The sequence below is a fragment of the Streptomyces sp. NBRC 110611 genome (assembly GCF_001590865.1).
Lineage (GTDB): Bacteria > Actinomycetota > Actinomycetes > Streptomycetales > Streptomycetaceae > Streptomyces.
Window position 1 is genome coordinate 103285 of sequence record NZ_BBUY01000019.1, and the last position, 13261, is coordinate 116545.

The 13261-nt window shown below is 72.3% G+C and carries 14 protein-coding genes, 1 pseudogene and 1 riboswitch; of the genes and pseudogenes, 8 read left to right on the plus strand and 7 right to left on the minus strand.

Annotation, left to right across the window (positions count from 1 at the left end; all coding sequences use genetic code 11):
* Nucleotides 1-24: 24 nt before the first annotated feature.
* From AZE13_RS28140 to AZE13_RS28150, 3 genes and pseudogenes are all read right to left on the minus strand, one after another.
* A pseudogene (locus AZE13_RS28140) lies at nucleotides 25-1753 on the minus strand (urease subunit alpha).
* Nucleotides 1746-2057 (minus strand): urease subunit beta, encoded by a 312-nt coding sequence (locus tag AZE13_RS28145; protein WP_066937978.1) that lies wholly within the window; start codon nucleotides 2055-2057, stop codon nucleotides 1746-1748. The pseudogene AZE13_RS28140 and the gene AZE13_RS28145 overlap by 8 nt, the downstream one beginning before the upstream one ends.
* Nucleotides 2058-2074: 17 nt before the next feature.
* The gene (locus AZE13_RS28150; protein WP_066937979.1) at nucleotides 2075-2377 is read right to left on the minus strand and encodes an urease subunit gamma; all 303 of its coding nucleotides are present in this window, start codon (nucleotides 2375-2377) and stop codon (nucleotides 2075-2077) included.
* A gap of 543 nt (nucleotides 2378-2920) precedes the next feature.
* Here AZE13_RS28150 and AZE13_RS28155 point away from each other — a divergent pair.
* Nucleotides 2921-3865, plus strand: a complete 945-nt coding sequence (locus AZE13_RS28155) for a M28 family metallopeptidase (RefSeq protein WP_066938105.1) — start codon at nucleotides 2921-2923, stop codon at nucleotides 3863-3865.
* 55 nt (nucleotides 3866-3920) lie between these two features.
* Here the strand turns inward: AZE13_RS28155 and AZE13_RS28160 are convergent, their stop codons facing one another.
* Nucleotides 3921-4235 (minus strand): type II toxin-antitoxin system Phd/YefM family antitoxin, encoded by a 315-nt coding sequence (locus tag AZE13_RS28160; protein ID WP_066937986.1) that lies wholly within the window; start codon nucleotides 4233-4235, stop codon nucleotides 3921-3923.
* A gap of 68 nt (nucleotides 4236-4303) precedes the next feature.
* On the opposite strand from AZE13_RS28160, the gene AZE13_RS28165 reads away from it, so the two are divergent.
* From AZE13_RS28165 to AZE13_RS28175, 3 genes are all read left to right on the plus strand, one after another.
* A complete protein-coding gene (locus AZE13_RS28165; protein WP_066937989.1) occupies nucleotides 4304-4939 on the plus strand; it encodes an ATP-dependent Clp protease proteolytic subunit in 636 nt (211 codons plus the stop codon).
* Nucleotides 4940-4944: 5 nt separating this feature from the next.
* On the plus strand, nucleotides 4945-5253 hold the full coding sequence (locus AZE13_RS28170; RefSeq protein ID WP_066937992.1) for a hypothetical protein: 309 nt from the start codon (nucleotides 4945-4947) through the stop codon (nucleotides 5251-5253).
* A 303-nt stretch (nucleotides 5254-5556) separates the two neighbouring features.
* Nucleotides 5557-5732: riboswitch (cyclic di-AMP (ydaO/yuaA leader) on the plus strand.
* Nucleotides 5733-5736: 4 nt separating this feature from the next.
* The gene (locus AZE13_RS28175) at nucleotides 5737-6210 is read left to right on the plus strand and encodes a C40 family peptidase (RefSeq protein WP_066937994.1); all 474 of its coding nucleotides are present in this window, start codon (nucleotides 5737-5739) and stop codon (nucleotides 6208-6210) included.
* A gap of 31 nt (nucleotides 6211-6241) precedes the next feature.
* On the opposite strand, the gene AZE13_RS28180 is transcribed toward AZE13_RS28175, so the two are convergent.
* Nucleotides 6242-6907 carry a LysE family translocator gene (locus AZE13_RS28180; RefSeq protein WP_066938001.1) on the minus strand — a complete coding sequence of 222 codons (666 nt, stop codon included), beginning with the start codon at nucleotides 6905-6907 and terminating at the stop codon, nucleotides 6242-6244.
* A 71-nt stretch (nucleotides 6908-6978) separates the two neighbouring features.
* On the opposite strand from AZE13_RS28180, the gene AZE13_RS28185 reads away from it, so the two are divergent.
* Nucleotides 6979-7896, plus strand: a complete 918-nt coding sequence (locus AZE13_RS28185; RefSeq protein ID WP_066938012.1) for a LysR family transcriptional regulator — start codon at nucleotides 6979-6981, stop codon at nucleotides 7894-7896.
* Between the two features lie 83 nt (nucleotides 7897-7979).
* Here AZE13_RS28185 and AZE13_RS28190 read toward each other — a convergent pair whose 3' ends face one another.
* A complete protein-coding gene (locus AZE13_RS28190) occupies nucleotides 7980-8408 on the minus strand; it encodes an ATP-binding protein (RefSeq protein ID WP_066938014.1) in 429 nt (142 codons plus the stop codon).
* A gap of 258 nt (nucleotides 8409-8666) precedes the next feature.
* A complete protein-coding gene (locus tag AZE13_RS28195) occupies nucleotides 8667-9785 on the minus strand; it encodes an 8-amino-7-oxononanoate synthase (RefSeq protein WP_066938108.1) in 1119 nt (372 codons plus the stop codon).
* Nucleotides 9786-10071: 286 nt separating this feature from the next.
* Between AZE13_RS28195 and bioB the strand changes: the two genes are divergently transcribed.
* The 3 genes from bioB to bioD are packed head-to-tail and all read left to right on the plus strand — an operon-like array spanning nucleotide 10072 to nucleotide 13203.
* A complete protein-coding gene (bioB, locus tag AZE13_RS28200; RefSeq protein WP_066938017.1) occupies nucleotides 10072-11208 on the plus strand; it encodes a biotin synthase BioB in 1137 nt (378 codons plus the stop codon).
* The gene (locus tag AZE13_RS28205; RefSeq protein WP_066938020.1) at nucleotides 11201-12514 is read left to right on the plus strand and encodes an adenosylmethionine--8-amino-7-oxononanoate transaminase; all 1314 of its coding nucleotides are present in this window, start codon (nucleotides 11201-11203) and stop codon (nucleotides 12512-12514) included. The genes bioB and AZE13_RS28205 overlap by 8 nt, the downstream gene beginning before the upstream one ends.
* 14 nt (nucleotides 12515-12528) lie before the next feature.
* Nucleotides 12529-13203, plus strand: coding sequence for a dethiobiotin synthase (bioD, locus tag AZE13_RS28210; protein ID WP_066938110.1), 675 nt, complete (start codon nucleotides 12529-12531; stop codon nucleotides 13201-13203).
* The last annotated feature ends 58 nt before the right edge of the window (nucleotides 13204-13261 follow it).

Consider the following 13261-nt stretch of genomic DNA (forward strand, 5'->3'; position numbering starts at 1 on the left):
TTCCGGGGGTCTCATGGCGGCCGGTCAGAAGAGGAAGTACCGCTGGGTCATGGGGAGTTGGGCGGCGGGCCGGGGTTCGACCACCTCACCGTCGATGGTCACCGTGAAGGTGTCGGGGTCGACCTGGACCCGCGGCAGGGCGTCGTTGTTGCGCATATCGGCCTTGGTGACGCCGCGGGTGCTGCGGATCGCCTCGTATGGCTTCGCCAGCGGCAGGCGCTCGGGGAGGCCGTCCGCGAGGGCCTGCGGGGCGACGAAGTTGACCGAGTTGCTGCCCGGTGCCCGGCCGGTGGCGCCGAACATGGGGCGGGGCAGGACCGGCTGCGGGGTGGGAATGGAGGCGTTGGCGTCGCCCATCTGCGCGTAGGCGATCTGGCCGCCCTTGATGACCAGCTGCGGCCGGACGCCGAAGAACGCCGGGTCCCACAGCACCAGATCGGCGAGCTTGCCGTCCTCTACGGAGCCGACGAGGTGGTCGATGCCCTGGGCGGCGGCCGCGTTGATGGTGTATTTGGCGACATAGCGGCGGGCGCGGTGGTTGTCCGCGTCACCGTCGCCGGGCAGCGCGCCGCGGCGCCGCTTCATGACGTGCGCGGTCTGCCAGGTGCGCAGGACGACCTCGCCGATCCGGCCCATGGCCTGGGCGTCGGACGCCATGATCGAGATGGCGCCGAGGTCGTGCAGGATGTCCTCGGCGGCGATGGTGGAGGGCCGGATCCGGGACTCGGCGAAGGCCAGGTCCTCGGGGACGGCCGGGTTGAGGTGGTGACAGACCATCAGCATGTCGAGGTGTTCCTCGACGGTGTTGACGGTGTGCGGCCGGGTGGGGTTGGTGGACGCGGGCAGCACGTGCGGCTGGGAGACCATCGCGATCATGTCGGGGGCGTGGCCGCCGCCGGCGCCCTCGACGTGGAAGGCGTGCAGCGAGCGGCCGGCGATGGCGGCGAGGGTGTCGCCGAGGAAGCCGGCCTCGTTGAGGGTGTCGGTGTGGATGGCCAGCTGGGCGCCGCTCTCCTCACAGACGGTCAGGCAGGCGTCGAGCACCGCGGGGGTGGCGCCCCAGTCCTCGTGGATCTTGAAGCCGAGGACGCCGGCCCGCAGCTGGTCGCGCATCGAGGCGAGGGAGGTGGTGTTGCCCTTGCCGAGGAGTCCGACGTTGACCGGCAGGGAGTCCATCGACTCCAGCATCCGGGCGACGTGCCAGGCGCCGGGGGTGATGGTGGTCGCCTTGCTGCCCTCGGCCGGTCCGGTGCCGCCGCCGATCATCGTGGTGACGCCGGAGGCCGGAGGCCAGCGCCTCGTCCGCCTGCTGGGGGCAGATGAAGTGGACGTGGGTGTCGATGGCGCCGGCGGTGAGGATCTTGCCGTTGCCGGCGATGATCTCGGTCTCCGGGCCGATGACCAGGCCGGGGTGGACACCGTCCATGGTGTCCGGGTTGCCCGCCTTGCCGAGGGCGGTGATCCGGCCGTCGCGGATGCCGACGTCGGCCTTGACGATGCCCCAGTGGTCGAGCACGACGGCGCCGGTGATCACGGTGTCGGGGGCGCCCTCGGCGCGGGTGACGCGGGACTGGCCCATCGATTCGCGGATCACCTTGCCGCCGCCGAACACCGCCTCGTCACCGGCCCGGCCGGGCCCGCCCGAACGGTCCTCGGTGATCTCGACGACCAGGTCGGTGTCGGCGAGCCGGATCCGGTCGCCGGCGGTCGGGCCGAAGAGACCGGCGTAGGCCTGGCGGGTCAGCTCAGCCATCGAGCGGACCTCCGGTCTCGCCGCGCAGGCCCGGGACGATCCGTTCGCCCCCGATGGGGACGAGTTCGACCTCGGCGGGAATGCCGGGTTCGAAGCGTACGGCGGAGCCGGCCGCGACGTTCAGCCGCTTGCCGTGCGCGGCCGCACGGTCGAAGTCGAGGCCGGGGTTGGCCTCGGCGAAGTGGTAGTGGGAGCCGACCTGGACGGGGCGGTCGGCGGCGTTGAGGACGGTCAGACGCGTACGGGGCAGGCCTTCGTTGAGGCGCACCGGCTCGTCGGCGTGGAAGATCTGTCCCGGGATCATCGTGGGCTCCCCCGCGGTCAGTTGATGGGTTCGTGAACGGTGACGAGCTTGGTGCCGTCGGGGAAGGTGGCCTCGACCTGTACGTCGTGCAGCATTTCCGGCACCCCCTCCATCACCTCGTCGCGGGTGAGGACCTTGCGGCCGGAGGACATGAGTTCGGCGACGGAAGAGCCGTCGCGGGCGCCTTCGAGGATGTGCACGGTCAACAGGGCGAGGGATTCCGGGTGGTTCAGCTTCAGTCCGCGGGAGCGCCGTTTCTCGGCCACGTCTGCCGCCACATGAATCATCAGCCGCTCTTGTTCATGCGGGGTCAGTTGCATACGTTCCACCTCACAGTTTTCCCGCCTGGGACGCATCCACCCAGGTCACGGGCGTGAGCACACCCGTAAGAGCAGGTGTACCACGCAGTAATTAAAGGAGGAGCAAACCGACTTCCAGCAGTTGGCCATCAAAAAGCCCCACACCCGGAGGCTAGTTCGGCGGGATTTCCACGACGTTACGCCCGGGGGCGCTTCGGCACCCTGACCCGCGCCCCGCGTAACACAACAGCACCACCGCCTGTTACCGCGTGGAAATACACACTCCGGAATCGCCGTAACGGCCGCGACTCCCCGGCCGCGCACGGCAGCGCGTGGCGCATTCCGCACCCCGGCGGTACACCCGGGCCCGGGAAACGGGCGACACGACCGAGGGGCAAACCACCTCAAGCCCTCCGCAATCGCTGCACGCGCCGCTCCGCGAACACACCTGTCCGGTATGCGCTCTTGACGATCTCGCAGGTGATCGCGATCCTCATGGGCGCGTCAAAACGGCGCGTTCATCAGCTCCGCGCCGACCCCCCACACAAGTATCGGAGCCTCACCGTGTCCCGTTCCCCCCGCATACGCCGGGCCTCGCTCGCCGCAGGTACGGTCGCCGCCGTGGCCGCCACCCTGCTCACCGCGGCCGGCGCCCATGCCGGCCCCGCACCGGCCGCCGCACCGGACATCGACGTCAAGGCCGTCCAGGCCGACCTGGACCAGCTGCAGTCGATCGCCGACGCCAACGGCGGCAACCGCGCCCATGGACAGCCGGGCCACAAGGCGTCCGTCGACTTCATCAAGGGCAAGCTGGACCAGGCCGGATTCACCACCCAGGTCCAGGAGTTCGACAACAACGGCGCCAAGGGCTACAACCTCATCGCCGACTGGAAGGGCGGCGACGAGAACAAGACCGTGATGGCCGGGGCCCATGTGGACTCGGTCGACTCGGGCCCCGGCATCAACGACAACGGTTCCGGCTCGGCCGGCATCCTGGAGGTCGCCCTCGCGGTCGCCAAGGCGGACCTCAAGCCCGCCAAGCACCTGCGCTTCGCCTGGTGGGGCGACGAAGAGGACGGCATGGTCGGCTCGCAGCACTACGTCAGCGGCCTCGGCGCCGAGAAGTCGAAGATCGACTCGTACCTGAACTTCGACATGATCGGCTCGCCGAACCCGGGTTACTTCGTCTACGACGACGACACCCGCCTGGAGAAGGTCTTCAAGGACTGGTACGCCGCAAAGAACATCGCCACCGAGATCGAGACCGAGGGCGACGGCCGCTCGGACCACGCGTCCTTCAAGGACGCCGGGATCCCGGTCGGCGGCCTCTTCTCCGGGGCCGACTACACCAAGACCCCCGAGCAGGCGAAGAACTGGGGTGGCGAGGCGGGCAAGCCGTTCGACCCCTGCTACCACCAGTCCTGCGACACCGCGAAGAACATCGACGAGAAGGCGCTGGACACCAACACCGACGCCATCGCCCACGCCGTGTGGGAGCTCAGCTCCTGAGCGGGCCGCCCGTACGGCCGGCCCGGGCTGACACATCGTCAGCGCGGACCGCGCCTCACCTCTCCCGACCCGGTCGCCGGTCCCCGGCGGCCGGGTCGCGGTGTTCCGCGGCGATGCCGAACCGCCGCCGTTCGCCCGGAGCGGACGACAGCGGCCGCACGGACGACACCGTGCTGATCACCTGCTCGCCCTCCGCACCCTGCTCCCGCCGCCCCAGCTCCTCAAGAAGCTGCAGGTCAGCAGCGGACACCAGGGCCACCAGCGGCTTGCCGTGCCGGGTGACGACCACCCGCTCGCTGCCGTAGACGACGCGGTTGATCAGATCCGCCAGCTCCGCACGGGCTTGCGTCACCGGAATTTCGTAGGCCATGCTCCCATTCTAACGGGATGTACGTCCTGTACATTTTTTACAGAGGAGAACAGAGGAGAGGAGCGGTCATGCCGCAACCGACGGCCCGCTATGTCCTTCCGGAGTTCACCGAGCGCACCTCCGACGGCACGCGCACCATGGACCCGTACTCGAAGCTGCTCAGCGAGCGGATCATCTTCCTGGGCACCCCGATCGACGACGCCTCCGCCAACGACGTCATGGCGCAGCTGATCCACCTCGAACACGCCGCGCCCGGGCAGGACATCCAGCTCTACATCAACTCCCCCGGCGGCTCGTTCACGGCGATGACCGCCATCTACGACACGATGCGCTTCGTGACGTGCGAGGTGCAGACCGTCTGCCTCGGCCAGGCCGCCTCCGCCGCCGCGGTGCTGCTGGCCGCCGGCGCCCCCGGCAAGCGGCTGGCGCTGCCCGGCGCCCGGATCCTGATCCGCCAGCCCGCGTTCGGCGAACCGGTCCGGGGCCAGACCTCCGATCTGCTGATCCAGGCGGAGGAGATGCTGCGCACCCGGAGCATGCTGGAGGAGATGCTGGCGCGGCACACGGGGCAGCCCCGCGAGCGGGTCGCCGCCGACATCGAGCGCGACAAGGTCTTCGATGCCCGTGCCGCCCAGGAGTACGGCCTGATCGACGGGCTCACCCAGCAGCGCAAGCAGTCGGCCCTCCGGTCCTTGGCGGGGTGAACCGGATGCTGCCGCCCGAACCGCCGCCGCTGCCCTCGCTGACCCGCGCCGAGGGCCGGCTGATCGACTGCTACCTGGAGGTGGTCGACCTGCTGGGCCGGATCAACCCGGCGCGCGGTGGCCACACCTACAGCGGTCTGCGCGCCGCCCAGGCGCTGGTCGGCAGGGCCACCGCACTGCGCGACGCGCTGGCGCTGATGCACGACCGGGGTGAGCACGAGTTCCACCGGGAGACGCTGGCGCGGGCGCTGCGGGTGCTGGACGGTGAGCGCCGGGCCGGGCTGGTGACGGTACCGCCGGGCAAGGAGAACTGATCCGGCGCGCGCCTCGGGGCCGCCCCCGGACGGCGTAGCGTCCGGGGGCGGGGTGAGGGTGCGTCAATTTGCGCGAGCGGACCGAATTCCCCCGGGCTTCGATGTTTCGCCCCAGGTCCGGGGGCCGGCGCACCCGGCTCCCGACCGCCCGGAACAGCAAGTATCGCCATTTGGGTCAAATGTTAGCCATCTCACATACGGCATTTCCCGCTCGGAATTCGGTCCGCGGGTGCGTGACGATCCCTTCGACGACAAGACCCCGCCACACGGCGGGGCGGTCCGGACGGGCGCCCAATCCCGCCGCCGTACCGGATGCCAGGTCGACGACGTGGACCGGCGGGAGCGGAGGACCCGAGCAGGACGGGGTCCGGGGCCGCACGGCCGTGGGACTCCTCGGGGTGAAGCCGTACGCATGGCCGGGCATCTTCGCCTGCCCGAACCCGACAGGTCTCCCTTCGCAGGCGGCTGACGAAGGGTTCGCGCATGACCGTGCGCACGCATACGCCCCACCTGCTGGCGCGCGCCGGCACCGTCTCCGCTCTGGCACTGGCCACCCTCGGCGGAACCACCCTCGCCCCGGGAACGGCCCCGGACGCCGAAGCCGCGTCCCTCGCCGTCCGCGCGCTCCGGATCGCGGCCTCCAAGCAGGGCTCCCCCTACGAGTACGGCGCCCAGGGACCGCACTCGTTCGACTGCTCGGGCCTGACGCTCTACTCGTACAAGCACGCCGGCCGGGACCTGCCGCGCAGTGCCGCCGCGCAGTACGGCCACACCCGGCATGTCCCCGCCCCCGCCCGGAAGCGCGGCGACCTGGTCTTCTTCTCCTCGGAGAGCGGCATCTACCACGTCGGCATCTACGCCGGTGCGGGCCGGATCTGGCATGCGCCGAAGACCGGCACCGTGGTGCGGCTGGACAAGATCTGGAGCGGTGCCGTCCGGTACGGGCGAGTGCGCTGAGCCGCGGCGGGAGCCTCGTGCCCGTCCCCCCTCAGGCGAGGACCACCTCGACGAGCAGGATGCCGCCCAGGGCGGTGAGCAGGAAGCCGGTGGCGGCCTCCAGGGCCCGGGACACCTTCGGGCGGCGCAGCCAGCCGCCCAGCCGGTCGACGAGGAGCGCGACGGCGGGGAACCACACCAGTGCCATCACCACGATCATGGTGGCGAGCAGCAGCGTCCGGGGCAGCGCGGGCTGGTCCGCCGGGACGAACTGCGGCAGCAGGCTGAGGAAGAGCACGGGGGCCTTGGGGTTGAGCGCATTGGTCAGAAAGCCCTGGCGCAGGCCCTGTGCGGTGCCGAGCCGGGCCGCCGGTCCGGCGCCGTCGGGGGCGGCGTCCGGTCCGGTCGCGTGCTCCCCGCCGGCGGCCGCCGGACGGCGGCGGAGGGCGAGCAGCGCGCGCCCGCCCAGATAGAGCAGGTAGGCGCCGCCGAGGAGCTGGACGGCGCCGAACAGTGCGGGCACGGCAACCAGCACCGCCGCCAGCCCGGCCACCGCGAGCGCGGTGTGCACCAGGAGTCCGCCCGCGACTCCGATGGCGGTCGCCACCCCCGCCCGGCGCGAGTCGAGGGCGTTGCGCACCACGACCGCGAAGTCCGCGCCCGGCAGGGCGATCATGCCCGCGGCGACTCCGGTGAAGGCGATCAGCTGTCCGTCCATGAGGAAAGCATCGCTGGTCAGAGCCTTTAATGGGTATTGACATTGTTCTTCGGGGGGCTGAAGAGGTTGTGATGTACGACCCCACTCGACTGGCCGCTCTGGTGGCGGTGGCGGAGGCCGGTTCGATCACCCGGGCGGCCGCCCGGCTGGGCTACACCCCGCCCGCGCTCTCCCAGCAGCTCGCCAAGCTGGAGCGGGAGGCCGGGGCGGCGCTGCTGGTACGCCACCACCGCGGGACCCGGCTGACGGCGGCCGGTGAGCTGCTGCTCGTACGGGCCCGGCGGGTGCTCGGCGAACTGGAGCAGGCGCGGCACGAGCTGGCCCGGCTCGCGGGGCTCTCCGGCGGCGTGCTGCGGGTCGGCACGTTCGTCACGGCCGGTACGCATCTGCTGCCGCCCGCGCTGAGCGCGTTCCGCCGCGCCCACCCCGATGTGGAGCTGAGCGTGACGGAGTACGTACCGCCGGAGGAGACCGAGGCGATGGCGCTGGGCGAGGTCGATCTGGCCCTGACGCATGAGTATGTGCCCGGTGAGCCGATGGCGGTCCCGGACGGGCTGGCTCTGGAGCCCTTGCTGACCGAGGAGTTGGTACTGGTCACCGCGCCCGGCCATGCCCTGTCGGCGGGGTCCGGACGGCTGCCGCTGGCCGGGCTCGCCGGTCACCCGCTGGTCAGCATGGCCCCGGCGAACCCCAACCGGCGCGGGGTCGAGGCGGTACTGGCCGCCGCCGGGGCGAGCGTGGCGGTGCGGTGTGAGTCGCCCGGCTATGAGGTGGTGTGCGCGCTGGTGAGCGCCGGGCTCGGGGTGGCGGTGGTCCCCGAGATGATGGCGGAGGGATCGGTGACCCCGCTGGGGATGCGGCGGCTGGACCCACCGGAGCTGCTCCGGCGGATCTCGGTGGTCCACCGTCCCGGTGGCGGCAGCCCGGCCGCGGACACCCTGCGCGCCCTGCTGCGCGGCGCGTTCGCCCGCCACGCCGCCGCGCCGTGACGCGCCCCGGCGGCGGGAGACCCCGGAAGATCCACGCCCGGAAGATCCACGCAGCGAAAGGTTCCTGCACCCGTGACAAGGCCTCAGGGAACCGTGACCTTCCACGGCATCGTGATCCAGACGGTCTTGCCGCCGACGGCGGTGGGGACGACCGAGAGGCGGCCGCCGGCCTCCGCCGCGAGGAACCGGACGATGGTCATCCCCCGGCCGTTGTCCTGCTGCACCGCGGCGGGCAGCCGGCGCGGCCGCCGCGGATGGCTGTCGGTGACCCCGACCCGCAGCACCTCGTCGCGCTCGAGCCGCAGCTCGACGGTGAACGTCGGGGACTGGCCGAAGGTGTGCTGAACGGCGTTGGTCGCGAGTTCGGAGACGATCAGGCGGATGGAGTCGGCGGTGTCGGAGCCGGCCGGCATGCCCCATTCGGCGAGCACCGTCAGGGCGTGTCTGCGGGCGAGGAGTACCGAGGCCGGAGCGCTCGGCAGTGTGAGTGAGGATTCCTGGTGGTCTGCCATCGCGAAGCCGTCCCTTTCCCACCGAGGCCCGGCTCCGGTCCTGACCTGGGGAGCCGGGATGCCGCTCGGAATGCCCATTCGGCCTCGGACTTCTGCTGTGCGTCAGACTGCCACCCATGCTGCCGGTGTGATGCCGGATCCACCAACATATCCAGATATCTATCGCCCGATGCGGTGAACTCTGCTACGCGAGACCGGATTTGGGACGAACGGGACCCGGCTGCGCCCCGGTGGTGCCCCGGCGCACGCCCTGCCGCGTCAGCCCGTCGGCGCGGTGGCCGTGATCGTCCCGACCGCCCGGTCGAGCTGGCCGGCCGTCAGATCCGCACGGGCGGTGAGCCGCAGCCGGGAGATCCCGTCGGGTACCGACGGCGGCCGGAAGCAGCCGACCGCGAGCCCCGCGGCACGGCAGTCGGCGGCCCAGCGGACCGCGGCGTCCGGCGACGGAGCGCGCACCGAGACCACCGCGGCATCCGGCCGGGCCGCCGTCAGGCCCGCCGCGGTGAGCCGGGCGTGCAGTGCCCGGGCGTTCCGTCCGGCGCCGGCGGCGCGCCCCGGTTCCCGGCCGAGCAGCCGGAGCGCGGCGAGCGCGCCGCCGGCCGCCGCCGGCGCGAGGCCGGTGTCGAAGATGAACGACCGGGCGGTGTTGACCAGGTGCTCGATGACCCGGGCCGGGCCGAGCACCGCACCGCCCTGGGAGCCCAGCGACTTGGAGAGCGTCACGGTGGCCACCACATCGCCGTCACCGGCCAGTCCGGCCGCCCACGGCGCACCCCGGCCCCCCTCGCCCAGCACGCCCAGGCCGTGGGCGTCGTCGACGAGCAGCGCGGCGCCCCGCGCCCGGCAGGCCGCGGCCAGGGCCGGCAGCGGCGCCGCGTCACCGTCGACCGAGAACACCGAGTCGGTGATCACCAGCGCCCGGCCCTCGTGGCCGGTCAGCGCGGCGCGCACGGCCTCCGGGTCGGCGTGCGGCGCGATCCGGGTCCGGGCCCGGGAGAGCCGGCAGCCGTCGATGAGGGAGGCGTGGTTGCCGGCGTCGGAGACCACCAGGGTGCCGGGTGCGGTGAGCGCGGTGACCGCGGCGAGGTTCGCGGCATAGCCGGACGACAGCACCAGAGCGGCCTCGAAGCCGCAGAACGCGGCGAGTTCCTCCTCCAGCCGGGCGTGCAGCTCGGTGCTGCCGGTGACCAGGCGGGAGCCGGTGGCCCCGGCGCCCCAGCGGTGTGCGGCCTCGGCGGCACCATGGGTGACCTCGGGGTGCCGGGCCAGTCCGAGGTAGTCGTTCCCGGCCAGGTCGAGCAGCGGGGAGTCGGCGGGCCGCGGCCGCAGCGTGCGGACGAACCCGGCCCGTTGGCGCTCCGCGCGCACCACATCCATCCAGTCGAAGACCCCGCCGTACGTCCGCGGAGCGGGCGGCGCGTCGTACGGCCGCGGGGACGGCAGGGCGTCGTACGGCCCGGCCGGCGGGGCGTCGCGGAGCAGCGGCGGGGCGGGGTCCTGCGGCATCGGCGTCCTTCGTCTTTCGGCCTCGATTGTGGGCTGTCGATAGACGTTAGCGGTCGTTCCGCCCACTCACGGTGTGGCGATACCCACACGCCGCTGTCCGGTCGTTGTAGGAATCCTCCTTGGACAGGGAGAGGTCACCTGGGCCAGGATCATCGCCATGGACCTGCTGAACACGTTGGTGGACAAGGGACTACGGCGCGAGTCGCCGACCCGCGAAGAGGCACTGGCCGTACTGGCGACGTCCGATGACGAACTGCTCGACGTCGTCGCCGCGGCCGGGAAGGTGCGCCGCCAGTGGTTCGGGCGGCGGGTCAAGCTCAACTACCTCGTCAACCTCAAGTCGGGCCTGTGCCCCGAGGACTGCTCGTACTGCTCCCAGCGGCTGGGCTCGAAGGCCGGGATCCTCAAGTACACCTGGCTGAAGCCCGATGAGGCCTCCCGGGCGGCCGCCGCCGGGGTGGCCGGCGGCGCCAAGCGGGTCTGCCTGGTGGCCAGTGGCCGCGGCCCCACCGACAAGGACGTGGACCGGGTCTCGGAGACCATCTCCGCCATCAAGGAGCAGAACGAGGGCGTCGAGGTGTGTGCCTGCCTGGGGCTGCTCTCGGACGGCCAGGCCGAGCGGCTGCGCGCGGCGGGCGCCGACGCGTACAACCACAACCTCAACACCTCGGAAGCCACCTACGGCGACATCTGCACCACGCACGACTTCTCCGACCGGGTCTCCACCGTCCAGCAGGCCCAGGCGGCCGGGATGTCTGCCTGCTCCGGCCTGATCGCCGGGATGGGCGAGACCGACGCCGACCTCGTGGACGTGGTCTTCGCACTGCGCGAACTGGACCCCGACTCCGTCCCCGTGAACTTCCTCATCCCCTTCGAGGGCACCCCGCTCGCCGAGGAGTGGAACCTCACCCCGCAGCGCGCGCTGCGCATCCTGGCGATGGTCCGTTTCGTCTGCCCGGACATCGAGGTACGGCTGGCCGGCGGCCGCGAGGTCCATCTGCGCAGCCTGCAGCCGCTCGCCCTGCACCTGGCCAATTCGATCTTCCTCGGCGACTATCTGACCAGCGAGGGCCAGGCCGGCCAGGACGACCTGGCGATGCTCGCGGACGCCGGCTTCGAGGTCGAGGACCCGGGCACCACGACCCTGCCCGCACACCGCCGCCCCGGCTGCGGCGGAGCGGACGCCGAGGCCGCCCCCGCCGGACCGGCCGCCGCCCCGTCCGAGGAGGCCCGCCGCGACCTGGTCGCCGTACGCCGCCGCGGTGCCGGTACCGACCTCCCGCCCAATGCCTGAGCCGCTCGGTCCGGCAACCGCTCGCGAACTGCTGGCGCTCGACCGGCAGCACGTCTGGCATCCGTATGGGCCGATGCCCGGCACGGCCGCCCCGCTGCTGGTCGAGTCGGCCTCCGGGGTCCGGCTGCGGCTGGCCGAACCGGCCGAGGGCCGGGACGAGTTGGTGGACGGTATGTCGTCCTGGTGGTCGGCGGTGCACGGCTACAACCACCCGGTGCTCAACGACGCGGCGCGCGGTCAGCTGGAGCGGATGAGCCATGTGATGTTCGGCGGGCTCACCCACGAGCCCGCCGTCCGCCTGGCCAAACGGCTCGTCGACCTCACCCCCGGACCGCTCCGGCACGTCTTCCTCGCCGATTCCGGCTCGGTGTCGGTCGAGGTCGCCGTCAAGATGTGCCTGCAGTACTGGCGCTCGCTCGGAAAACCCGGCAAACAGCGGCTGCTGACCTGGCGGGGCGGCTACCACGGCGACACCTGGCAGCTGATGTCGGTGTGCGACCCGGACGGCGGGATGCACGAGCTGTGGCAGGGCGTGCTGCCCCGGCAGATCTTCGCGGACGCCCCGCCGCCCGGTTTCGACGCCCCGACGGACGAGGCGTACGCGGCCCACCTCCGCGAACTGATCGCCCGGCACGCCGGGGAACTGGCGGCGGTGATCGTCGAACCGGTGGTCCAGGGCGCCGGCGGCATGTCCTTCCACTCCCCCGCCTACCTCCGGGTGCTGCGGGAAGCGTGCGACACACACGGCGTCCTGCTCGTCCTCGACGAGATCGCCACCGGCTTCGGCCGTACGGGGACGCTCTTCGCCGCCGAACACGCCGGTGTGGCGCCCGATGTGATGTGCGTGGGCAAGGCGCTGACCGGCGGATACCTCACCCTGGCCGCGACGCTGTGCACGTCGGCCGTGGCGGACGGCATCTCCCGCGGCGCGGTACCGGTGCTGGCGCACGGCCCCACCTTCATGGGCAACCCGCTCGCCACGGCCGTCGCCAACGCCTCGATCGAGCTGCTGCTCTCCCAGGACTGGGCGCGGCAGGTCCGGCGGATCGAGACCGGCCTGCGCACGGGGCTGGCACCGGCCCGGAGCATCCCGGGGGTACGTGACGTACGGGTGCTGGGGGCGATCGGCGTCGTCCAGCTCGACCACGCGGTGGACATGGCCGCCGCGTCCCGGGCGGCGGTCCGGGAGGGCGTATGGCTGCGCCCGTTCCGGGACCTGATCTACACCATGCCGCCGTACGTCACCGGTGACGACGATGTGGCACGGATCTGCACCGCGGTATGTGCCGCGGCACGCGAAGGCTGAAGGAGCGCGGCACCATGGCAGTGCTGTTCGTGACGGGCACCGGCACGGAGGTCGGCAAGACCGTGACCACGGCCGCGATCGCCGCGGCTGCCCTCGCCCGGGGCCGGTCGGTGGCGGTGCTCAAACCGGCCCAGACCGGCGTCGCGGCACACGAGCGAGGAGATGCGGCGGAGGTCGAGCGGCTGGCCGGCGCGGTCACCACCGCCGAACTCACCCGCTACCCCGAGCCGTTGGCACCCGCGACGGCCGCGCGACGGGCCGGTCTGCCGGCGGTCGGCCCCCAGGAGATCGCCGAGGCGGCCGCCAAGCTGGCCGCCTCGCACGACCTCGTCCTGGTGGAGGGCGCGGGCGGCCTGCTCGTCCGCCTCGACGCGGACGGCCACACCCTCGCCGACGCCGCCCGGCTGGTGGACGCACCGGTCCTGGTGGTCGCCCCGGCCGGTCTCGGCACCCTCAACGCCACCGCACTCACCGCACTGGCCCTGCGCGCCCACGGCCTCGACTGCCCCGGCGTGATCATCGGCAGCTGGCCGGCCGCCCCCGACCTGGCAGCCCACTGCAACCTGGCGGACCTCCCCGACGCCGCCGGCGCCCCCCTCCTCGGCCGGATCCCGGAGGGCGCGGGGGCACTGCGGCCGGGGGTGTTCCGGGCGCGGGCGCCCCATTGGCATTCCGCTGCGCTTGGCTGACCTCCCACGTTGTTGGCTTTCCCGCCGTTGCGCCTGCGGCGGGCTGTTGCCGCTGCGC